The sequence below is a fragment of the Novosphingobium sp. genome (assembly GCF_030696665.1).
In the GTDB taxonomy this organism is placed as follows: domain Bacteria; phylum Pseudomonadota; class Alphaproteobacteria; order Sphingomonadales; family Sphingomonadaceae; genus Novosphingobium.
In genome coordinates this window covers 168,825-192,058 of record NZ_JAUYRV010000026.1, presented here as the reverse complement: position 1 = coordinate 192,058, position 23,234 = coordinate 168,825, and the positions used below count along the sequence as shown (strand labels likewise).

Below are 23,234 nucleotides of genomic sequence, written 5' to 3'. Positions count from 1 at the left end.
ATTCCACTCGCCTCGAAAATGGCCTAGAAGCTAATCGCCACTTCTCCGCCGATGACGCGCCCCCTGTTTAGCGGTGAAAGGCTTGCACCCGTGCCCCCGAAGGCCGCCGGCAAAGGTGTATCGCCGCCAATCGTCACCTCATTCAGGAGGTTTCGGCCATAGATGGAGAAGCGCCAGTGCTTGTTGTCGGTCGCCAATGTGAGGCTCGCATCGAGCATATCGGCGCCCTGAAGGAAGCCGACGTTGTTGTCGGTGAATGCCGCCTTGTCGCGATGCGTGAAGCTGACACGCGCCGTTGCTGTCCCCAATTCGCCAAGCTGCTGATCATAAGTCAGCCCCACGCCATAGGTCCATGGCGACAGCCTTGGCAATTTGAGCGCACGATCCACATCGTTGATGACGCCATCACCGCTGAGGTCGAACTGGACGTTGCGATACTAGCCATTCACGTAGCCGAGCTGACCCGAAATCACGAGGTTGGACAAAAGAAAAAACTGCCCCTCGGCCTCGACGCCTTTGATTGTGGCGTCGGCGGTGTTCCGTATGACCTGGCTGACGCCAAGCGGTCCGGGCAGGTTGATCTCGCGCTGCAGGTCCTTCATGCGATTGTAGAAGGCCGCCAGGTTGATCCGGTGGCGCCCGAATTGCTTCTTGGCGCCGAGTTCGAAACTGTCCTGGGTCTCTTGATTGAATGGCCCCGGCGGCACAGCGGGATCGGTGTTGCGCAAATTATATCCGCCGCTGCGGAACCCGCGCGTGTAAAGGCCATAAATCTGCGTGTCGTCATCCGGCTTCCACTGAAGGCCGATTTTCGGCGTAAACCCTCGCCATTTTGCCGCGTCGGCGAAATTGGTTGCACAGATCAGCGTGTCTAGATTGCAACCATTTGCGCGCAAGGCCGAGACCCGAACGGCTTTGCGTTCCCAGCTATACCGCGCGCCGAGATTCAAGGTCAGCGTATCGGTGAAATGCCAGTCGGTCGAAGCAAAAATGCCCCATGTTGTCTGGTCTTGCGTACCCCCACCGGAAACGATCCGAGCACCGCCCAAAAGATTCCGCAGCTCGGCGTAACGAAGATCCTGGGAAAAATAGTATAGACCGGTTGTCAATTCGACGTCACCGAACCTTCCGGCATAACGAAGTTCGTCGCTGAGCTGATCCTGGTCGATTTCGAAAAAGGCATGAAAGAAGGACTGTGGTGTTCCATCGATATCAGCGCCCGCGGAGGATCGGAATTTCCGATAGCCAGCGATGTTGGTGAAGACGCCTCCGCCCAGACCGACATCGATGTTGGTTTCCACGATCGCCTGGTCCCATTTGGCATCATAGAAACCTGGGAAATTGATCGAAAACCTGAAGCTGTCGCGGGGAAACAGCGCGTGACTCTGGACAGGGGCTCCATCGCTTTCGACATCGCCATGCTCATAGCGGAGATCCATTCGGAAGCGGTCGCCACCCTTGAGCGAAAGTGCCGGGCGAATGATAAGGTCATGTGATTTACCGAAGCTGCGATTGTCGAAGCGGTTGCGAAACCAGCCATTGTCGTCGCTGTAGTAGACGGCCAATTTGGCAGCCAAAACGTCATCGACGATAGGTCCGGTAACCGTGCCGCTTACGGTCTTCTTCAGTCCCGTTTCAATGGATAGCTTGGCTTTGGCTCCAAAATCGAAGCTGGGCCGTGTGGTCCGCACAACCACGGCACCGCCGGTAACGTTGCGACCGAAAAGCAAGCCTTGCGGTCCACGCAGAACTTCGATCCCCTCAAGGTCGAAGTTGTCCAGCACGACACCAGCGTTGATGCCGAGGTAAATACCGTCAGTGAAAACGCCTACGGTGGGGTCGATCGATGGGATCGTGCTGTTGATGCCGAGGCCCCGGATAGTGAAATTGGCATAGCCCGGTGCCGTACCCACATCCTCGAGCTGGACGTTGGGAACGTCGTAGCTCAGACTTTGAAGATTCTGGACGAACTTGGCATCCAACTGCGCTTCACCAAAAGCCGTGACCGCCATCGGTACTTTCTGCACGCTTTCGCCATAGCCCTTTTTGGTGGCGGTAACGACAATGTCCTCAGCCAGCGCTTCCGTGGCGCTCCCGGTTTGGTCGTTCGCCTGGGGCGTTGCTTCCTGGGCAAATGCTGTTCCCGAGCACAACAACGCGGCAGACGCCAATAGACATCCTCTCATGGCTGATCCTCTCTTCCCAGGAGATATTGTGTAGTTCATGCCGTTTGGCGGCATTTGAGGGCCGTCGTCCAATTCAATTCGCTGCAGAACTATTCCTGCTGCTCATCGATATCTGGCGGCGGCACGACGCCATCGGCAGCCCGACGGCCGCTCAAAAATATCATGGTAATTCATTGGGTTGATTACGCTCTCAGCGCCCGTTCTACCGCCTCAAGGCTGTCATTCAGCCCGAGCGGGTGCTCGGCATCCGTGAAGTCGACAATTCTACCCCAGTGCCGGGCGACATCATCGAGCGTGAACGCCCTGTCCGCTCCGAAGGCGTGCCCAAGCGCGCGCTCCCACCTAAGCTTGGCGATATAGCCGGCTCCAACTTCAAAAAGCCCTTTGGTTTCGCTGCAATTCTCGTGCGCAAGCCAACCGACCAATGGACTGATCGCTTCCGCTCTGAGATTGGCGAGAAACTCTTGTGGAAAGGCGGTCGCGGTCATACGCGATGCGGCGATTGGGGCGATCGTATTAACCTGGATGTTTCTGGACCGCCCCTCCTCCGCCAGCGCGTTCGCAAGCCCCAATATTCCGAGCTTGGCTGCGGCATAGTTGGCCTGACCGAAGTTGCCGTAGATTGCGGCTGCAGACGTGGTCATGACGATGCGGCCATAGCCCTTGTCGCGCAGTATCGGCCATGCTGCCTGCGTCACTGCCCGCGTCCCATTCAGATGGACCCGCTGAAGCAGTGTCCAGTCTTCGTCGGTCATTTTGTGGAAGCTCACATCGCGCAGGATGCCGGCATTGTTGATGACGACGTCAACGGTTCCGAAGTTGTCAAGCGCGGCTTGGATGATCAGCGCGCCCTCCTCGACCGACGCATAATTTGCCACCGCCTGACCGCCCGTGGCTCGAATTTCGTCGACCACATTGTCAGCGGCTGTGGAGCAGCTGCCGCTCCCTTTCTCGTCGCCACCCAGATCATTCACCACCACCTTGGCTCCGCGCCCGCCAAACATCAGCGCGTACTGGCGCCCAAGTCCGCCTCCGGCTCCGGTCACAACCACTACCCTGCCATCGAAACGAAGCTCTTCGTCCATCGCTTGTCTGCCTCTTTTACCTGAGCGACGCATCTGCGCATTTGATCCTGTGCGAGTCAGGCACGCGGCTCCATTTCCGTCGACGCTGTCGTTTTCGTCTGAGCCTTACCGAAAGGCTTGAATGCCGGTCAGGGCGCGCGAAACAACAAGCTTTTGAATCTCCGTCGTGCCATCGGGGATGGGGCAAATGATCGCCTCACGCACCAGCCGCTCGACGATGAATTCGCGGGTGACGCCGTTGCCGCCATGGATCTGAAGCGCATCGCGCGTCGCTTCGATCGCCATTTCGGTGGCGTACCACTTGGCCATCGAGCATTCCGTCTCTGCGCGCGTGCCCGCCTGGACGAGGGATATTGCCCGGTGCGTCAACAGACGGGCTGCGTCGATCTTGGTCGCCATGATGGCGATCTTGTCGGCGATCAGCTGATGGCCGGCGATCTTCTTGCCATGCTGCGCGCGATCGCGAGCGTACGCGATCGCCTCATCCATTGCTCGCCGTGCGATGCCGATACTCCACATCGCCATATGGCAGCGGGCAATCTCGAACACTTGCAACGTATTGCGCAATCCATCGCCGACCCGGCCGATCGTGTTTGCCACCGGTACGCGGCATTCGGTCAGGAATATCTGTGCAGTCGATTGGCCGTTGAGCGCCATCTTCTGGATATCGCGCACCTCATACTCACTCTCGTCACGATCGACCAGGATGTGAGTGACTTCATTTTCGCCAGTCTTGCACGTACAGATGAAGATGTCCGAGTAGGCTCCGTTGGTGATCCAGGTCTTTTCGCCATTGATGACCCAGAAATCGCCGTCTCGTACGGCGCGTGTCTTGATGGCGGCGACGTCCGAGCCGACATCGGGCTCCGAGATGCCGAGCGAAACGAACTTCTCGGCCGCGACGAGGTCGGCAAGATAGCGTTGCTTGATCGTCTCCGGGGCGAAGCGGCGGATGAGTTCTGCGCCAACCGCGTTGATGAAGCCGGGTATGGCCACATCGAGCGAGGAATAGGCGATCTCCTCGAAAATGAGCAGATGAGTGAGCCATCCCATATCAAGCCCGCCCCATTGCTCCTGATGCGGTGCGGTAATATGGCCATAGCCGGTCAGTGCTTGAGTCCATTCCTTCATGAGCGGTTTGGGGATGAACCGCTCCCCATGCCGGCGGATTTCCGGCTCAAGCTTGTTGTCGAGAAAGCGGCGGACGGTTTCCACCGCCATGCGTTGTTCATCGGACAGCTCAAAGTTCATATCGTGACCCCGTGTTTCCCTAGGCGCGCTCTGACAACTACCGGCCCAGGATCGTGACGGCGACCACCGCCTCTTCCACCCCGATGACACCTCCGCCGTTCTGCGCGATCGCGAACCGGGCATTCGGAACCTGTCGATCTTCCGCCTCGCCGCGCAATTGCAGCGCAAGCTCGTAGATTTGGCCGAGCCCGGTGGCGCCGATCGGATGTCCCTTGCATTCAAGCCCGCCCGACGTGTTTACCGGAATACGCCCACCCAGCGCCGTCTCACCGCGCTCTGCCGCGAGTCCGCCCTCGCCAGGCGGCGTCAGGCCGAGCGCCTCGATTTCAATGATCTCGCCAACCGCCGTGGCGTCATGCACCTCCGCGACGCCAATATCTTCTGGCCCCACGCCGGCCATCGCATAGGCCCGGTTCGCCGCAAGGCGGCTGACATGGTGGTCATAATCAAAGGGATCGCGCGCGGCGCCGGTTTGCAGCACAGACGCCAGGATTCTTAGCGCCCTGTCCGGGGCTGCCGACAGTTTGCGCCGACCGGCTTCGCTGCAGATGATCGCAGCGGCGGCGCCGTCGCTGATCGGAGAGCACATCGGCAGTGTGAACGGGTAAACGATCGGAGGCGCAGCGAGTACACTTTCGACGGTATATGGGAGGCGATACTGGGCAAGCAGATTGCGCGTCGAATGCATGTGATTTTTCGCCGAGACGGCCGCGATTTGCGCTTGCGTCGAGCCGTAGGTCTTCATGTGCGCGCGTGCCATCGCGGCGTATACATCCATGAAAACGCTGTAAGGCTGACTCGATGTCGTTCCTTCCGGAACATCGACGCCATTGCCCATGGCCAGCAGCTGCGCGCGGCCCGACTCGGTTTCATGCACGTCCCAAGCGCCATCGAATGCACTGAACATGAGCGCCTTGTCGGGCGAGTACATCTTCTCCGCGCCGAGCGCGAGTACGACATCCGCTGCCCCCGATCGAACATAGGCGGCGGCCATGTGCAAGGCCGTGGAAGCCGTCGCACATGCGTTTTCGACATTCACCACGGGAACGCTTGAGATGCCCATCGCTCGCGCCACGATTTCGCCGCGGATCATGTCCTGGCCCTCCATATGCCCCTGGACGCAATTGCCGAAGAAGATGGCTTCGACATCGCCGGCGGTGCATCCTGCGTCGGAAAAGGCCTGCGACGAAGCTTCGGCGCAGAGCATTTTCAGGCTCTTGTCGAACTGTTTTCCGAACGGGGTCATCCCAACCCCCATGACGAATATGTCGGTCATTCGTTGATCCATTCTTCCAATGTGTTCCGCATCCGATCAGGTCTCACCGGTCGGAAAAATCGGGCTTCCGCTTCTCCCGGAATGCCGCCAGTCCTTCGACAATGTCGTTGGACAAGGCGTAAGCAGCCATGGCTTCGAGTTCCTGACGCAGCCCGACTTCGAGCGAGCTATCCTGCGCAGCGCGGACTAGCTGCTTCATGTAGGCGAGCCCTGGCCGGCTCTTTTCTGCAAGAGATTCTACCAGCGCTTGCGCTGCCGCAATGAGATCCTCGGGAGCAACCAGTTGGGTCACGAGTCCGGCTTCCTTCATCTCGGCAGCCGAGATGGTCCCGCCGGTCATCATCAGATGTTTCGCACGCGCTTCGCCGATCTTCCTAGGGAGTCGAACCGACCCTCCACCGCCGGGCAACAGGCCGTAATTTGCATGGGCGTCGCCAAATCTGGCCGGGTGCGCGGCAATGACGAGATCACAGCACAACACCAGTTCCAAGCCGCCGGCGAGCGTAAGGCCGTTGACCGCCGCAATTATCGGAAGGCGCGACGTCTCGATCCTGTTAAAAGCCTGACCGAGCCGCGGCAGAAACAGATTTAAGCGTTCGGCGAGAGTTTGTCCGCCTGTTCCATCGCCAATTGCGAGCAGATCCGCGCCAGCGCAAAACGCCCGTCCGGCGCCGGTAAGAATGCAAGCGCGCACCGTCGCATCTGCTTCCGCTGCCTCGATCGCTGCGGCTAGTTCCTCGGCCAAAGCCAACGACAGACTGTTCAACGCTGCCGGCCGGTTGAGGGTCACCCAAAGCGCTGGGCCGCGTTGCTCAACCAGGATGTATTCATAATCCATTGCAGTCTCCCGCGCGCCGGCAGGCGGTCACCGGAATAGAGGATGTGGCTAGGATGGCTGCGTCGGTCATGCCCCCGAAATGCGCCGGTCCTGGCCCGCCCAATAGGGCTCTCGAAGCTTTGAACGAAGCACCTTTCCGACATTGCTCAACGGCAGTGGCTCGGCGGTAAAAACGACCTTGCTTGGCTTTTTTGCGGAGCCCAGACGCTGGCGCACCAAATCTATTATCTCGGTCTCCGTGATTTGTGCTCCGGGCTTGACACGCACCATTGCAAGCGGCGTTTCACCCCATTTTTCATGGGGCACGCCAAAGACCGCGACCTCGAGTACACCGGGATGGTCGGCAATTACGTTTTCGATTTCGGTGGGATAGATATTGAAGCCGCCTGACACGATCATGTCGTTGTTGCGATCGAGCAGATACAAAAATCCGTTTGTGTCGATCATGCCGACATCGCCGGTTTTGACCCAGCCATCTTCCATGCGCCGGGCGGTTTCCTCCGGATCGTTCCAGAATTCCTCCATCTGGCCATTTTCGAACCGTGCGACGATCTCGCCGGGCTCGTTTGGTCCCAGCACCTTTCCGTCCTCGTTACGGATTTCGATATCGGCGCCGCTCATGGGACGTCCGACCGCCCGAATTGGGGCAGAACCTTCAAATTCGCCGAACCACTCGTTGGGCCCCATAGACGCGATGGGCAGGATTTCGGTCTGTCCATAGCCCGAATGAAGAACATGATTCCCGAATATCTGGCACGACTTGCGAAGCGTCGGCTCGGAGATCGGCGCTGAAGCACTCAGCAGAAACTTCAAATTCGGAAAGTGGCGGCCATATGCCCCGTCGTGATGCACTATGGCATTGAGCATGGTGGGGGCTACAAAGGCATGGCTGATCCGTTCCTGCTCGAGAGTGTCAAGAAAGGACGCTGGATCGAAGCCGTCCATCATCACGTTGCGGGCGCCGCAATACCAGGCCGGCACGAACAGGAAGCCCGATGCATGGGACAACGGGCCGACATGCAGAATGGCATCCCCTGGAGCCACTTGGGGGCCGATGCTGAAAAATGCGGCGGAGATCGTCATCCATGAACGGTGCCGATAGGCAACGCCCTTGGGTTTGCCCGTCGTGCCGCCGGTGTGGCGGATGACACAATAGTCCTCCGGCGCGACGACGGGATCGGGATCCCGGTCCGAGGCTGTCGCCAACCAATTCTCATAGTTGTGATCGCGGATAATGATCCGCTCAAGCGTCGGAGCTTGGGCATCCAGCCCCGCCAACTCCGAAGCCAATGCCTCATCGACCAGCGCCAACCGAGATCCGGTACTCGCGATCATATGGGCGTGCGCTTCACATCGGTTGCGCGCATAGAGAGGAACACGCGTATAGTTTCCAATGGCAGCCGCCAGTATGATGTCGGCGGCCTCGATGGAGTTCTTCTCCAGCGTAGCAATCCGGTCACCCGGTTGAAGGCCGCACTCCGCAAGAGCATTTGCGAGCTTCACGCCGCGCAACCAGGCTTCCGAGAAAGTCAACCGCCTGTGGCCGTGAACGAGAGCCTCTTGCTGGGCGAAATAACGTGCGGCGCGACGTATTTGCGTACGGACGTCCATCAGCCGCGCTCCTCTAAGGCGCTCGCCCACAATGGCGCAGTCGACACATAATAAACTGACATGCGATAGGCCTCTCCGGACTTCTTTTCGTAAGCATCTGTGTCTGCAGCATTGATCCAATCGTCCAATTCAATATTCTGCGATGCTATTCTTGCTGCTCATATTATCGTGCCGGATCATGTCGGCGGCTTTCTCGCCGATCATGATGCAGGTTGCATTGGTGTTGCCGTTGACGACTGATGGCATGATCGAGGCATCGGCCACGCGGATATTTGCGAGGCCGTGAACGCGCAGGCGGTTGTCGACCACCGCCATCTCGTCGGTGCCCATCTTGCATGTTCCCACCGGATGATAAGCATGATTGGCTTCTGCCCGGATATAGGCGTCGATCTCTTCATCAGTTTCAAGGTAGCGGTCAGGATAGAGAGGCCGTTTCATCATCGCCTTCATGCGATCCGAATGCAGGATCTCCTGCACGACACGGAAGGCATTGCGCAACGTCTTGAGGTCGTCGGGATGACTCAAGAGATTGAGGTCCATCTTGGGATCGGATTCGGGGTTTGAGTCATGTAAGGCAACCCAGCCGCGGCTCTTTGGGCGCCCAATATTGAGAATGATCGTATAGCCCCATTTCGTCATCAGCTTGTAGTCGCGCGCATGGTCGCGATAGGCGAGCGGCACGACATGGACCTGGCAATCCGCCCGGTTCTGCCCCGGCGCGGATCGCAAGAAACCGCCTGCAGCCGTGGGCGGCGATGCCAGCCAGCTTTTCCTTTGCGTGAGATACTGGAATAGGTCTCGCACGGTCTTGATCGCGCCAACGACATTGAGTGCGATCCCGAGCCGCTTCTTCGACTGGTAGACCAGCATCAGGTCAGGATGGTCGTGAAGATTCTGGCCGACACCGGGAATATCATGAATCACTTCGATTCCATGCTTCTCCAACTCATCACGCGGTCCGATACCGGAAAGCATCAACAGTTGGGGCGAATTATAGGCGCCGCCGCTGACAATGACTTCCTTTTCGCACGGGATCGTCTTCAACTGCCCGTCCTGGGAATACTCGACTGCCACCGCGCGGTTGCCCTCAAACCTGATACGATGGACGCGGGCATGTACTTCGACGCGGAGGTTGCCGCGCCTGCCCATCACCGGATCAAGGTAACACGCCTTCACGCTGGCGCGCTTCCCGTCCTTCACGGTAAACTGATAGATGCCGACACCTTCCTGGCTGGCCCCATTGAAGTCCGGATTGGCTTGATGGTCCAGTCCAGTCGCCGCCTCGATGAAAGCATCATAGACATCGAATTCGCGCTTGCCGTTGGATACGTGAAGCGGTCCCGACGAGCCGTGAAACTCATCCTCACCGCGCTCATTATTCTCAGCCTTGCGGAAATAGGGCAGGACATCGTTGTAACCCCAGCCGTCGTTGCCGAGTTCGGCCCAGTGGTCGAAATCCGACCGGTCGCCGCGGATATAGACCATCCCGTTCATACCGCTCGATCCACCCAGCATCTTCCCGCGCGGATTGTAGAGGCGGCGGTCGTTGAGCGCCTTTGAAGGGTCGGTGTTGAACCGCCAGTTGAGCGTATTGATCCGATAGTCTTGGATCAGCGCCGCAAAAGCGCCGGGCGTGGACACAAGCGGCGAGGTGCCTGGGCCGCCTGCCTCGAGCAGGCAAACGGTGACATCGGGGTCCTCGGACAACCGGCTGGCGATAACGCCGCCCGACGACCCACCTCCAATAATTACATAGTCAGCCATTTGCTTCCCTTGTCATTCGACCCATGCTGGCGACCCGGCGTCATGCAACATGCCAGCATCAACCGCCGCAGCCACGTCAGAGGATCTTTTCGAAGATGTTGAGTAGTCCTTCGGTCTTGCTCGAATAGGGTGGCAGAAGTTGACCAAGCAGGCTGAGTTTCGGCTGAGAGAACACCGGCTTGTAATGAGTGAAGCGCTCGAAACTGGCGACGCCGGTATAGGCACCGATGCCGCTCTGTCCGATGCCACCGAAAGGCAGCCGGCGCTGGAAGACGTGCATGACCGTGCCGTTGAGAGTCACGCCGCCAGCGTGCGTTTCGGAAATGATCTTGCGCCGTTCCTCACTTTCGTCGCCAAAATAATAGAGCGCCAGCGGGCGCTCATGCCGGTTTACGTAGCGAATGAGATCGTCTTCGGAGCGATATGGCATGATCGGCAGGATCGGTCCGAAAATCTCCTCCTGCATCATCGCCATGTCATCGGTAACGTCGAGAACCGCCAACGGCACGATCCGATGCCGTTCAGGAAGCGTTCCATCGCCGTTGTCCGAGAGGTTGAGCACCGTCGCGCCCTTGGCTTCGGCATCATCGAGCAAACCTTGGAGCCGCGCGAACTGTCGGTCATTGATGATACTGGTGAAATCGGGGTTGCTTGCCGCGTTGGGGTAGCATTTGGCAACCTGAGCGCGGAGTGCGGCGACGAAGCTTTCCATCTGATCGACATGGACGAAGGCATAGTCAGCGGCGATGCAGGTCTGGCCGGCGTTGAGCAGCTTGCCGAACACTAAGCTTTCACAGACTTGTGCAAGCGATGCACCCTTGCCCACGATGGCAGGGCATTTGCCGCCAAGTTCCAGAGTAACAGGTGTAAGGTTGGCAGCCGCCGCTTCATAGACTTTGCGGCCAACCGCGGGTGAACCGGTGAAGAGAATATGGTCGAAAGGTAGGGCCGTCATCGCCTGTGCCATGTCGGGCCCGCCCTGGACAATCGCGAATTCCTCTTCGGCGAAATACCGGCGCACAAGCCGCTCGCTGGCTTCGGCGGCGTTGGCGGAAACTTCGCTCGGCTTTGCGATCACGCGGTTGCCGGCCGCCAATGCACCGGCCGCGCCAACGAATATGGTGCCGAGCGGATAGTTCCACGTGCCGAGAACGCCCACCACACCTAGGGGCTGGGGGACCAGGCGCGATGAACCGGGAAGGCCGAAGATGTCAGTCTTCACCCGCCGCGGCCTCAGCCACGTCTTCAGATTGCGGCGCGCAAATTTAATTTCCGATATGCCAAGCATCAGGTCGAGCAGGATAGTCTCGTAGCGGGATCGAATGCCGAAATCGGCGGCAACGGCATCGACCAATTCGTCTCTGTGCTGCTCAAATATCCGGCCAAGGCGCCCGAGCAGGTCCATGCGTTCTTCGTAGCTGCGCGAAACCTGCTCACGCGTCCCTTCGCGTTGGGTCGCGAAAATTCGTTCCAGCTCAGTTCTGTTCCAAGACGCATCCACGTTAAATCGTCCGGAGGCGCGCCGGCCGCTCGGCGCTGCTCGCCTGGGCGGTGCTTTCAGCTGCGCCGATCTCAGTGATCGCAGCGCGCTCGATTCTGTACGCCGTGCCGATGAATGAGGGACCGTTGCCGGTGGAACGCATCATGGATACTCCTCGGTCTGAAAGTCAGGTCGAAAAATCGGGGGCAGCGGGCGGGAGAGGATGCCCGCCGCCCCCGTCGCAGCAGCGATCAGAACTTGACTGTCGCTTCGACGCCATAAGTGCGCGGCATGCCGCGGTTCAGATAATCGTAGCCGAACACGTTCATGTTGAGGCCGTAGGTGTAGTAATATTTGTCGAACAGATTCTTCGCCCACAAGCTAACCGACATATTGTCGTGCGCATAGGTTAATCGCGCATTGGCGAGCCAGTAGCCCGGATTTGCGCATGTAATCGCCTTACCCGCGAGCGTTATGTTCGATCCCGCTGGGGGTGTATCGCACGGTGTCTGCCCATAATTCTTGAACGGATCAAAATAGTACTTGCCCATGTAGGACGCATCACCGCGCAAGGTCAGCTTGTTGGTGCCGTCATCGATCATATCCCAGTCGAATCCGGCCTGGAACGTAACCTCCGGCGCGTTCGGGAAGGGATTGCCGTTGACGTTCAATGTCGGGCTTGCCGGGTTTGCCGGATCGATCACATTGCCTTTGTACTTGCTGTTGAGATAGCCCAGCGAAGCATCGAAACGCAACGTATCGGCCACCTGCCAGGCGAGTTCGGCCTCGCCACCGAACAGGCGACCATTGGCGCTGCGCGTGAAGGTTGTAGCGCCAACCACCTGCGTTACTTGGTGATTCGAATACTCGTAGTAGAAGCCCGCGAGGTTAAGTTGGACGCGGCGATCGAACAGCCGGGTTTTGAGCCCCGCCTCATATGCATTCACCTTTTCAGGCTGGATATAATAGACTTGATTGACGCCCTGATAGGCAAGCCCGTTGAAGCTGCCGCTGCGGTAACCGCGACTGTACTGGAGATAGCCCATGATATCATCGGCGAACTCATAGCTGACATTGATACGGCCGGTTAGCCTGTTTGCCTTTTCGCGCTGCTCAAGCGGCGCGAGATTGGGGTTGTATGGATTGCTGTAGGGGATCAGGTTGACAACCGGCGTCGTACCGTCGAGCGCATAGAGGAAAGTGCTGCCGTTAAGGTAATTGACCTTATCCTGGGTGTAGCGTGCACCCACCGCCACGGTCAGCCGCTCGGTCGTTTTCCAGGTTACGTCGCCGTAGATCGCCTTCGAGGGGCGCGACACGTCAAAACGCTGTTCGCCGAGGATCGGGGTGAACGGAGGCGCGCCTGCCCCGGCGCAGCCCGCCGAAAAGCTACCCCCCATGCCGCCATTGCCCGTATTATTGATCGCGATGTCGGTCTGGAGTGCAATCAGCGAGCGTGCATCAAGGAAGCCGTTGGGATTGATCTCGATCGCGTCGCAGAATCCGGCATCGCCAGGCCCCAACGCCGGATTGGCGGCAAAGGCTGGGATATAGCGGATCGCGTCGGGCGTTCCGATTGCGGCGTTATTGTAGCTGCCCGGAAGACCGGCGCCAAGCAGCAGCGGCCTCAGCGCCCCGAAAAAGTCCGGGTAGTTGACCGACTTGACCTTGTCCCTGCCATAATAAAGGCCGGCAATGATATCGAGGCGGTCGTTCGAATAGCTGAAACGCAGATCCTGGTTGAAATTCTTGCTCGTCGACGTGAGGCCGATCGAGCAGAGATCGGCTGGGCCGCCATCGCAATCATCAGGATTGTTGATATAGTCGCCGGTGTCGTAGCCGGTAATCGAGGTGACGGAGAATTGGTCGCTGACATCCCATTTGATGTTGAGGGCTATCCCTTTCGACTTGCTGATGTTCTTACCTACCCGATCAACTGCGACCTCATTGTCACGCAGCAACCGCCCGCCTAGGAAAGGTTGCGGATCGTAACGCGAATAGCCGAGCGCATCCTGCCCGCCCGCGAGTTGACCACCTGCATAGGGCGCGGTGCCCCATGGATCGTCCTTCGCGGCATAGAGCTTCAAATTGATGTCGAGATCGGGATCGGGCCGGAAGCGGATCGAGATGCGACCGCCGATCGTATCGGTGGTCCCTAGGTCGCGCTCATTCCCAGGCAGTACATTGCGCTGCCAACCATCCCCTTTTGCAAAAGTACCGGCGACGCGGACGCCCAAGATGTCGGGAACCAGCGTCGCTTCAGCGGCGCCCTGCACCGTGAAAGTGTCGTAATTGGCATAGCCGGCGGTCAGATAGCCATTGGCCTCTCCCAGATCCGGCTTGCGCGTGAAGAAGCTGATCGCGCCACCCGTGGTGTTGCGACCGTAGAGTGTTCCTTGCGGTCCGCGCAGTACCTCGACCCGGTCGATGTCATAGAGTTGCAGGCCATGGCTCGCCCGGAAGCTCTGATAGACTTCATCGACATAGACGCCAACCGGCGACGCAGTGGAGGCGGAAAATTCGTTCGCCACTGAAATCCCGCGCAGCGAGAAATTCGGTTGGGTGCGACCATAGGGAGTGGTGACTTGCAGGCTGGGGATCGCGCCCATCAAGTCTGAGGTCTCCGTGATGCCGCGCGTGCGCAGCGTCTCGCCGCCTATGGCGGAAACGGCGGCCGGAACATCCTGCAAATTCTGTTCGCGCTTCTGCGCCGTGACGACGATTGTCTCAAGGCCACCTTCCTGCGCCTCGGGCTTTTCGCCCTGCGATGCAGCGTCCTGGGCATGTGCCGGCACTGCAAGCGCACACGCGATCGATAGCGCGGTGGCACAAAGCAAATTTGTCCTAAAGGCTGTGACCATGACTGTCCTCCCCACGGCATTTTTTGATGTGGCGCCATTTGCCGCGCCTTGGGGCTCATCGTCCAATTCAATTTGTTGGCGAACTATTCCTTCCACTCATTGATTGAGGATTGTTGAGCCTGCACCGGCGACGTCTCGTGGCGGAGCAAATGACCCCATACACTTCATTGGAATAGTCACGCTGAGCGCGCCCAGCGGGACGGATGCGCGCGCGCGAGGCGTTCCAATCCAGCTTTTCCAAACGGTGTATCGGTGTAATCGGCGGTGCCAACGGTTTTCCCTTGCCGAGTAGCAAAGGAAATCAGCTATTCGGGTGACCGTGAATGCACCATCTCTGTCGCCGTGAGCGGCGACAGCGCGCCTTGAAAGCAGCCCCGTCGACATCCGCGTATACGGGCTGTGCATTGTGCCGTTGTTGGATCATGAAGATGAGGTACGAATTCATCTGGCGATACGGATTCTCAGGCACGCCAAAGGGCCGTGTCTGGACGGCCGAATCGGTCGATGACCGAAGCCCTCATTCGCTTGCTTCCTGTGCACGGCTCAGAAGGCGACGCGGTCACTGCCCTTGAGACCGAGGATTTCCCTCGCTTCGGCGGGGCTCGCGGGTTCGTGACCCATTTCGGCGAGGATGCGCTTGATCTTCTCGACCTGCTGGGCATTCGAAGCCGCAAGGACGCCGCGTTCGATGAAAAGGCTGTCCTCGAGCCCGACGCGGACATAGCCGCCGAGCAACGCCGCCTGCGTCAGAAAGGGCATCTGGTGCCTACCCGCGGCGAGCACCGACCAGCGGTAATTGCCGCGTCCGAAGAGGCGATCGGCGGTTTCCTTCATATAATGAAGATTTTCGAGATCGGCACCGATGCCGCCCAATATGCCGAAGATCATCTGGACGAAGAAGGGTGGCTTCACCAGGCCGCGATCGACGAAATGGGCGAGATTGTAGAGATGGCCGACGTCATAGCATTCATGCTCAAATTTGGTACCCGCCTCCGCCATCGTCGTGAGGATCGTCTCGATATCGCGGAAGGTGTTGCGGAAGATATAGTCGTCGGAGCCGGTGACATAGTCCTTCTCCCACGCGTATTTCCAGTCGGCGATGCGCTTCGCGGCGGGGAAGAAGGCGAAATTGAGCGAGCCCATGTTGAGCGAGCAAAGCTCGGGCTTGAAACGCGCAGAGGCGGCGAGGCGCTCGGCGACCGGCATGGTGGCCGCACCGCCCGTCGTGATGTTGATGACGGCGTCGGTGCGCTGCCGGATCACGGGCAGGAAGCGGGCATAGACCTCGGGATCGCCGGTCGGCCTACCGTCCTCGGGGATGCGGGCATGGAGATGCAGGATCGCCGCGCCCGCTTCGGCGGCGGCGATCGACTGCTCGGCGATCTCCTCGGGCGTGACCGGGAGCGCGTCCGACATCGTCGGCGTGTGCGCCGATCCCGTCACCGCGCAGCTGATGATGACCTTGTTGCTCATGGCCAGACTCCATTCAATCGTCGAGGACGGCGACCGCGCGGGTCCAGCCTGCCGAAGCGCCTTTGATCTTGGTCGGGAAACACATCACGGTGAATCCGGAGGATGGAAGCGCTTCGAGATTATGCAGCTTCTCCAGATGGCAATAGCCGATTTCCCGACCCGCTTTGTGCCCCTCCCAGATCAGGTCGGCATTCCCGGTTTCGGCATATTTCTGCGCCGTGTAAGTGAACGGCGCGTCCCATGACCATGCATCGGTCCCTGTCACCCGGACACCGCGCTCAAGCAGGTGAAGCGTGGCTTCGCGGCCCATTCCACACCCCGCGTTGACATAGTCATCCGTGCCGTAGGCCGAACCGGCCCGCGTGTTGATGACCACGATGGTCAGCGGGCTGAGCTTGACGCCGATCCGATCGAGTTCAGCCCGAACATCCTCGGCGGTCACCACATAGCCATCGGGGAAATGCCGGAAATCGAGCTTGACGCCTGGTTGGCAGCACCAGTGGAGCGGAACCTCGTCGATCGTGATCGCCCGCTTGCCCCCATCCATCGTCGAATGAAAATGGTAAGGTGCGTCGAGATGCGTGCCGTTGTGCGTGATCAGCTCGACATGCTCGATCGCCCAGGCCTCGCCATCGGGCAGGTCGCTGGCCGTCATTCCGGGGAAGAAGGCCAGCATCTGTTCTCGTGTATCATCGTGCCCGAAATATCGGACCCGTGGACGAAAGGCCGCCGGATCCGATACGATATCATTCTCGATGGGCATCGAAATGTCGATGATGGACTCGGCGGTGGGAATCGTGATCATGAGAATATATTCCCGGCTAGAACTTATACCCGATGGTCACGCCATAGGTTCGCGGCTCCTCGAGGAAGCCGTTGACGCCAAATCCCACGATGCTGGAGCTGACAAAGGCGTTTGAGATGTACGTCTTGTTGGCGAGATTCTTGCCGTAGACGGTCACGCTCCAGCGATCGCCCGGATCGGTGTAGATCAGCGAGGCATTGAGCTTGGTCTTTGCCGGCTGCGACACCTGCGGAACGTTGAAGGCACTGAAATAGACCTTATCGACCCACAAGACCTCTCCGCGAAGGGCAAAGGATCCATGGTCCGAGCGCACGGTATATTGTGCCATGGCGTCGACCGTCCATTTGGGGGCTTGCGGCAGGCGGTTGCCGGCGTTGTTGAAAGCCGGTGCGCCGGTCGCCGGGTCGACGGTGCGCCCGTCACCTCCGGGTCGCGCGGGATCGATACTGATGAAACTGTCGAACTTGGCGTTGAGATAGGAGCCGGTCAGACCCAGTTCTAAGTCGGGCGTGGGGCGCGCGCGCAACTCGAGCTCGGCACCGTAGATCGTCGCTGTCGCCGCATTCTCCAGCGCGAGTGACGCGTTGACCACCTTGCCGACCTGGAGATCCTTGTAATCATAATAAAAGCCGGCAAGATTTATGCGGAGCCGCCGATCGAGGAATTCCGATTTCAGGCCCCCTTCATAGGCCGTGACCTTCTCCGGCTTCACGGGCGGCTGCACGCCGCCGACATTGTAGGTGCCGCTTTTGAAGCCTCGCGAAACCGAGGCGTAGAGCAAAGCGTCGGGCGTGATTTGATACTCGAGCGCCACTTTCGGCGTGAAGGATCGGAAGGTCTTGTGCGGTTGGCAGGTCGGGACCGATGGGATATCGGCTCCGCACTGGGCGAGCGGCGCGACGGGATTGGCGGGCGAATAGGGTCGCGCGAGGTCGAACTGAAGCTGTTCGGAAATGCCTTTTCGCTCGATGCTGTAACGGCCACCGACGACGAGGTGAATCTCCGGGGTCAGATTGTAGGTCGCTTGCCCGAAGATGGCGCCGGCATCAGTCTCGAGACGCCCGCCGGCATAATAGCCCTGGCGGATGACGCCGGGACCGCCGAAGCCAATATCATTGTAGGGAATGATGATCGCGCCGGCGTCATTTTCGTGGAAATAAAATGCCCCCAGCAGCCATCGGAACCGGTCGGATTCGGACGAGAGCTGAAACTCCTGGCTGAACTGTTTGTCGTCTTCGTTCTGGAAGATCGGCGCGAGACGAAAACTGGTGGAATCGAGGTCCGATCCGGTAATGTATTTCGTGCTGCGATAGGCCGTGATCGACTTGGCTGTGACGCCGCCGAATCGATATGCAATCTCGCTGCTGACACCCCAGATCGTGCGCCGGTTGAACGGATCGGCTTCGTTTGCGATATCGCGCGGATTGCTTGCGGTGACGCCGCCGAACTGAATGCCGAAAGGTGTGATTGTCTGGCCGCTGGCAGTCTGGCCCGCGGGTCCGAAATAATGATAGCCGTTCGCGTTGTCATTTTCTCGATGATAGTCGGCGATCAGAGTGATGGTGAGATCGTCGGCGGGTAAAAGCTTCAGCGTACCACGGATCGAACGGGCATTGGTGTCGTCGATCCTAGTGCCGGTCGTGATGTTTCGGCCATAGCCGTTGCGGTCGTCCGTCGAGAAAGCGATCCGCGCGAGCACTTTATCAGAGACAATCGGGCCGCTGACGGCGCCGTCGAACGCCAAACGACCATAGTTGCCGACCGTGACATCGCCATAACCCGAAAACGTGTCGGTGGGCTGGCGCGTTATGAGGTTGATTGAGCCGCCGGTCGCGTTGCGGCCATAGAGCGTGCCCTGTGGCCCGCGCAGAACTTCCACGCGATCGACGTCGTAGAATGCGCTGAGCGCTGCGGCGCCGCGCGAAATGAACGCGCTGTTGAGGTGGAAAGCGATACTTCCCTCGGCGCCGGTGCTGAGGTTGTCGAGGCCGATGCCGCGCAGCGAGATTCTCGCGACGCCGAGCTGCTGGCCGAGGTTGAGATTGGGGACGGCGGCCTGCAGACCCTCGATGCTGTTGATGCCCGCCTTCGCGAGGTCATTGCCGGATAGGGCCGTCACCGCGAGAGGAATTTTCTGCACCGACTCGCTGCGCTTCTGCGCAGTCACGATGATGTCCTGAAGACCGGCGCCCTGATCCTGTGCGGCGGGCGTCGATACGGCCTCCGGCTGCGGAGTGCTCGCAGCCGATGAAGCCGGCTCAGTCTGTGCGTAAGCGCTTGTGCCAACGACCGCAGGCAAAAGAAGTCCGATCCGCGCGGCGCGCGGCCAAAGCTTATCCATTTCGTAATCCCCTCCTCGTTGGACGCCGACGCGGTTCATGCGGCGCCTTTGGTTTCCTACCCCGCTATGCGGCCAGGTTCTGGCGCGCGGTCTCCTCCATCTCTGCCATTGCCGTGGTGTTGGGCGGCGGAACGAGCGGACCGCGACGCAGGGCCTGCTCCATGATCCGCTCGCGCGAGCCCTCCGCCATGCGGAGCAACTGCTTGAAGTCGACGCCAGTCAAGCGACCGTGGCGCTTCACGACCTCGCCGCGCAGGACCACCGTATCGATGTTGGAAACGTTAGCCTGCAGCACGACCGCGCCCACCATGTCGTTCAGCGGCATGAGGTTGAAGTCGTTGGGCGCGATGAGAACGATATCGCCATCCTTGCCCGGCGTGAGCGATCCCGTGCGATGATCAAGACCCATCGCTTCCGCGCCGTTGATCGTCATCCACGCGATCGCGTCACGTACCTTGAATGGGATATCCTCAGGCATCCGACCTTGCGCATTGACCGGATCGTTGGCCAGGACGCGCGCGTCTTGAAGACCGAGGCGTGCCTGCGTGAGTAGGTCGCCACCGTTGCAGGAGATAACGTCGGCCCCAAGTGTAGGCTTGATGCCGACATCGTGGGCGCGGCCGATCAAGGGGTGGCCCATGCCCATCTGCAGTTCCGTATCGGGCGTGCATGAAACCTTGGCGCCATTATCGGCGAGCAGGCGAAGTTCGTTGTCTGTCACGGAATTGCAATGCACATGGACCTGGTCGGGTCCAAGGAGTCCGGCCGCCGCGAGTTCCTCTATACCGCTGCAAAAAGCGGAGCCCCAGAAACAGTTCGTGTGAATTGTTTGCTGCACGCCAAGTCGGCGGCCTGTCATGATCTCCTTACGCGTCGAATCGAACGGATACATCCCGACCTCGGTGATCGCGACCGCCATGCCCAGCCGCTGATCGTCCGACGAAAAATGCTGCGTCCTTATCCGTTCCGCATCGGCGATGCGTTGGTCGACGCTCGTAAAATAAGGCCGGTCGACCGGTGCTGGATAGAAGCCGTAGGCATAGAGGCCAGCAATCCGGGCGTCCCGCAGGCCGCGGATGGCCTCATCGGCATGTTCCGGACTGTGCGACGTATGTGAGAAGTCATAGAGCGTCGTGATCCCGGCGTTCAGAGCTTCTAGGGCGCCGATATAATTGCCCACATAGACATCTTCTGGCGTATAGACGGGCGAGATGTTGAAGCGGATGCAGCGCATATACTGCATGAGGCTCATGTCGGCGCAAATCGCGCGTAGCTGAGTCTGCCAAGTATGCCGATGCGTATCGACCATGCCTGGCATTACAATCGTGCCGGTCGCGTCGATCTCCTCTGCCTCATCATGGTGAAGGTTTTGACCGATCTCAGCGATGCGTCCGTTCACGATCAAAACATCCCCACTGGGCACGTCGCCGATCGCAGGATCGCCGGTGATGACATAGCCGTTACGGATCAGGATCGGTCTCACAGTTTCGTTCCCCTACCATCTATTTTTGTGACGGAAGCCAGCGTAGGCTGCGCGTCCTTGATCGAGTGATACGAACGTTCCACTCACATGTCAATTCGGGGCGCTTTTGGGGGAGAAGATGATTGAAATTACCAGATATTAAGCCAAAAAAGGCAATCTCCAAGCCGCAAACGGAACGACCGGATCTGCGCGAGCAGATCCTGGACGCCGCCGAGTCGCTGTTCGCGGACCGGGGCTATTTCGGCGTTTCGGTGCGAGAAATAACGGATGCAGCGTCCACACGGCTCGCCGCTGTGAATTATCATTTTGGAACCAAGGAAGCGCTGTTCACGGAAGTCATAGAACGCCGCAGCGCGTGGTTGAACGAAGAGCGGCTGCGAAGGCTTGCGGAGCTGGACCTCGATCCAGATCGCCCGGAAGCATCGGCTCGACTTCTCATCCGCGCATTTTACGGCCCCCTCTTGAGCCGTTTTGAATCCGGTGAGCCGGGGTGGATGAATTATTGTCGCCTCATCTCACAGATAGCAGGCGTGCAACTCTGGATGGACGAAATAGTTGCACCGCTATTTGATGAAATATCTCGCCGATATGTCGAGGCGATGATATCTATCAAACCAAAGTCATCGCGCGATGATGCCTTGCAGGCCTATCAGTTTATTCTGAGCTGTACGCTGTACACATTCGCCGACAATCGCCGGATCGATCACATGTCGGGTGGGCGACTTTCTTCACGGAACATCTCGGTGACCCTGAAGGCCATGGAGGACTTTTGCGTGGGGGGATTGTTATCGTGTCTTAGGGTACAGGGCATTGGCAAGCTCGATGGTTGATGCCGCTCACCGTGATTGCCTGCTTGATTGAACGAATGTCCGCCATGAGGGCGCTCTTCCGACGTAGGTGAATTTGTGACGTAGGGCATGGTAGGATATGATACGATACTGCTTCTTATTGTTCAGTCCCACTATTCACGGATGCATCTAAGTAACTGACGTTTATAATAATTATGGTGGAAAGCCGCGCTCTTAATCAGCGGTTCCGAGCCGTGACGCTTATCGCGAAGCCGCCCAACGAGGGCGCTGCCAATACGGCTGTCTCCGGTCGCTCGGCGGCAAGCGCTGGATGGGCGCAGAACAGCCCGTGAGCTGTGAGAACTCGATAGGATCCTTCTCGACATCCGACACTGCGGTTGCCGCGTCGATCACGTCGGCCCAATCTTGCAGCATCCGCCTTCGCGGGGTGAGATAGAGCGCGCTGTTATAGGCGCCGCGCACTTCGTCCTCATCCTCGTGGGCGAGCGCCATCTCGATCCAGTCGGGCTTGTAGCGTTCGGCTTCGTTCGCCCAGGTCGAGCCGAGCCCCCGAAACCCATGCACCGTCTGCCGGCCAAGATAGCCCATGCGGTAGCAGGCATAGATCATGGTGTTCTCGGAAATAGGCTTTCCAGGCTTGGCTCCGGGAAAGAGGAACGCATCGTTCGTCGCCTGCAAGCGGCGCTGAACGATCATTGCGGCCTGGCGGGACAGCGGAACAAGATGCTCACGTTCCATCTTCATGCGCTCCGGCGACAGACGCCATAGCGGGTTCGGTCCATAGAGATCCTCGAACTCGTCCCTGGCCGCGAAGCGGGTTTCGCTGGTTCGGACCCATGTGAGCAAGGTGAACAGCAGCGCGTCACGGGTGATCTCGCGGCGGCGCGGCGTGTCCTCGCCGTCATAGGCGAAGATCGCCCGCACCAGCTTCGGAAACTCCGCGAGCGGCACGCGCGCCATGTGCCTGACGGGCGGCTTGGGCTTGAGCGCATCGTTGAGGCCGAGCGTCGGATCGATGGTCGCCCAGCCGCTCGCGATCGCGAAGCGATAGATCTGGCTGACGTTCTGCTTGAGGCGACGGGCGATATCGAGGGCGCCGCGCGCTTCGACCGCGCGGATCATCTCGAGAATCTCGGGCGGGTCGATTTCCGTGATCGGACGCTTCCCGATGACCGGAAAGACGTCGCGCTCCATCCGGTTGATGACGCGCAGGGCATGGGCCGAGTCCAGCCCTTCAATACGATTGGCGTGCCAGGCCCGCGCAATCTCTTCGAACAGCTTGAGCGCGGCCCTCTGCTTCTTCGCCCGCTTCCTGGCCTCGGCGGGGTCCTCACCCTGATCGAGCAGCCGCTTGGCTTCGGTCCGCTTCTCGCGGGCGATCGCCAGCGTGACGGTCGGATATTTGCCGAAGCTCAGCAGTTTTTCCTTGCCGTCGAAGCGGTATTTCAGGCGCCAGAGCTTCGATCCGTTCGGCTGGACGAGCAGGTGCAGGCCTTCTCCATCGGACAGCTTGTAGGGGCGCTGCCGCTTGGTGGCGTATTTGACCTCAAGTTCTTTCAAAGCCATCTGGGGGTATCGCCTGTTTTGGGGACAGCCGAAAAATACCCCCAAAATACCCCCAATCCAAATCGCCGTGGGTGGCCGCAGCGGGTCGCACCGGGACGCCGGCGTACGCAACGGGACGCGAAAAATATTTGATTTTCCTCGAAAAATGTCTGCCAGTGGCCTCAGTGGGCCACCGGTGGACAATCCGGGATGGTAGCGGAGGAGGGACTCGAACCCCCGACACGCGGATTATGATTCCGCTGCTCTAACCAGCTGAGCTACTCCGCCCCGTTTCGGTCAGTGCCAAGCCTGGCAGCTGTCCGTTCGGTAGGGCGCGCCTCTAACCTTGCCGGGGCACATGGTCAACTGGGTAAGCGGGCTTTTTTTGCCCGCTCCTGCCAATCACCCCCTCGCCTGCCAACGCAC

Annotated in this window: 17 protein-coding genes and 1 tRNA gene; 1 reads left to right on the top strand and 17 read right to left on the bottom strand. The window is 59.3% G+C overall.

Annotation, left to right across the window (positions count from 1 at the left end; genetic code table 11):
* Nucleotides 1-23: 23 nt before the first annotated feature.
* The 15 genes from Q8R81_RS18375 to Q8R81_RS06400 all read right to left on the bottom strand — a co-directional run bounded on the left by Q8R81_RS18375 (nucleotide 24) and on the right by Q8R81_RS06400 (nucleotide 20,454).
* A complete protein-coding gene (locus tag Q8R81_RS18375) occupies nucleotides 24-341 on the bottom strand; it encodes a hypothetical protein (RefSeq protein WP_371135316.1) in 318 nt (105 codons plus the stop codon).
* A 96-nt stretch (nucleotides 342-437) separates the two neighbouring features.
* Complete coding sequence (locus Q8R81_RS06465; protein WP_369815409.1) at nucleotides 438-2,171, bottom strand: TonB-dependent receptor; 1,734 nt, start codon at nucleotides 2,169-2,171, stop codon at nucleotides 438-440.
* 197 nt (nucleotides 2,172-2,368) lie between these two features.
* A complete protein-coding gene (locus Q8R81_RS06460; protein WP_054525393.1) occupies nucleotides 2,369-3,271 on the bottom strand; it encodes an SDR family oxidoreductase in 903 nt (300 codons plus the stop codon).
* Nucleotides 3,272-3,376: 105 nt separating this feature from the next.
* Complete coding sequence (locus tag Q8R81_RS06455) at nucleotides 3,377-4,522, bottom strand: acyl-CoA dehydrogenase family protein (protein WP_011415064.1); 1,146 nt, start codon at nucleotides 4,520-4,522, stop codon at nucleotides 3,377-3,379.
* Between the two features lie 37 nt (nucleotides 4,523-4,559).
* Nucleotides 4,560-5,798: a thiolase family protein gene (locus tag Q8R81_RS06450; protein WP_011415063.1), complete on the bottom strand. Its 1,239-nt coding sequence runs from the start codon at nucleotides 5,796-5,798 to the stop codon at nucleotides 4,560-4,562.
* 43 nt (nucleotides 5,799-5,841) lie between these two features.
* Nucleotides 5,842-6,636, bottom strand: coding sequence for an enoyl-CoA hydratase/isomerase family protein (locus tag Q8R81_RS06445; protein WP_054525391.1), 795 nt, complete (start codon nucleotides 6,634-6,636; stop codon nucleotides 5,842-5,844).
* 66 nt (nucleotides 6,637-6,702) lie between these two features.
* Nucleotides 6,703-8,247: a class I adenylate-forming enzyme family protein gene (locus Q8R81_RS06440; protein ID WP_026108915.1), complete on the bottom strand. Its 1,545-nt coding sequence runs from the start codon at nucleotides 8,245-8,247 to the stop codon at nucleotides 6,703-6,705.
* A gap of 129 nt (nucleotides 8,248-8,376) precedes the next feature.
* Nucleotides 8,377-10,011, bottom strand: coding sequence for a GMC family oxidoreductase (locus Q8R81_RS06435; protein ID WP_082657348.1), 1,635 nt, complete (start codon nucleotides 10,009-10,011; stop codon nucleotides 8,377-8,379).
* A 76-nt stretch (nucleotides 10,012-10,087) separates the two neighbouring features.
* A complete protein-coding gene (locus Q8R81_RS06430; protein WP_067678632.1) occupies nucleotides 10,088-11,512 on the bottom strand; it encodes an aldehyde dehydrogenase family protein in 1,425 nt (474 codons plus the stop codon).
* Nucleotide 11,513: 1 nt separating this feature from the next.
* Nucleotides 11,514-11,657: a hypothetical protein gene (locus tag Q8R81_RS06425; RefSeq protein WP_011415058.1), complete on the bottom strand. Its 144-nt coding sequence runs from the start codon at nucleotides 11,655-11,657 to the stop codon at nucleotides 11,514-11,516.
* 85 nt (nucleotides 11,658-11,742) lie between these two features.
* A complete protein-coding gene (locus Q8R81_RS06420; protein WP_305616609.1) occupies nucleotides 11,743-14,352 on the bottom strand; it encodes a TonB-dependent receptor in 2,610 nt (869 codons plus the stop codon).
* A gap of 543 nt (nucleotides 14,353-14,895) precedes the next feature.
* Nucleotides 14,896-15,825, bottom strand: coding sequence for a 3-keto-5-aminohexanoate cleavage protein (locus tag Q8R81_RS06415; protein WP_011415056.1), 930 nt, complete (start codon nucleotides 15,823-15,825; stop codon nucleotides 14,896-14,898).
* A gap of 13 nt (nucleotides 15,826-15,838) precedes the next feature.
* On the bottom strand, nucleotides 15,839-16,630 hold the full coding sequence (locus tag Q8R81_RS06410; RefSeq protein WP_011415055.1) for a cyclase family protein: 792 nt from the start codon (nucleotides 16,628-16,630) through the stop codon (nucleotides 15,839-15,841).
* Nucleotides 16,631-16,646: 16 nt separating this feature from the next.
* Nucleotides 16,647-19,010: a TonB-dependent receptor gene (locus Q8R81_RS06405; protein ID WP_231726127.1), complete on the bottom strand. Its 2,364-nt coding sequence runs from the start codon at nucleotides 19,008-19,010 to the stop codon at nucleotides 16,647-16,649.
* Nucleotides 19,011-19,035: 25 nt separating this feature from the next.
* Nucleotides 19,036-20,454 (bottom strand): amidohydrolase family protein, encoded by a 1,419-nt coding sequence (locus tag Q8R81_RS06400; protein WP_058454905.1) that lies wholly within the window; start codon nucleotides 20,452-20,454, stop codon nucleotides 19,036-19,038.
* A gap of 122 nt (nucleotides 20,455-20,576) precedes the next feature.
* Between Q8R81_RS06400 and Q8R81_RS06395 the strand changes: the two genes are divergently transcribed.
* On the top strand, nucleotides 20,577-21,284 hold the full coding sequence (locus Q8R81_RS06395; protein ID WP_058454906.1) for a TetR/AcrR family transcriptional regulator: 708 nt from the start codon (nucleotides 20,577-20,579) through the stop codon (nucleotides 21,282-21,284).
* A gap of 219 nt (nucleotides 21,285-21,503) precedes the next feature.
* Here the strand turns inward: Q8R81_RS06395 and Q8R81_RS06390 are convergent, their stop codons facing one another.
* Together Q8R81_RS06390 and Q8R81_RS06385 are read right to left on the bottom strand one after the other, a co-directional pair.
* Nucleotides 21,504-22,829, bottom strand: a complete 1,326-nt coding sequence (locus Q8R81_RS06390; RefSeq protein ID WP_082657688.1) for an integrase arm-type DNA-binding domain-containing protein — start codon at nucleotides 22,827-22,829, stop codon at nucleotides 21,504-21,506.
* A 190-nt stretch (nucleotides 22,830-23,019) separates the two neighbouring features.
* A tRNA-Met gene (locus Q8R81_RS06385) sits at nucleotides 23,020-23,096 on the bottom strand.
* Between the last annotated feature and the right edge of the window lie 138 nt (nucleotides 23,097-23,234).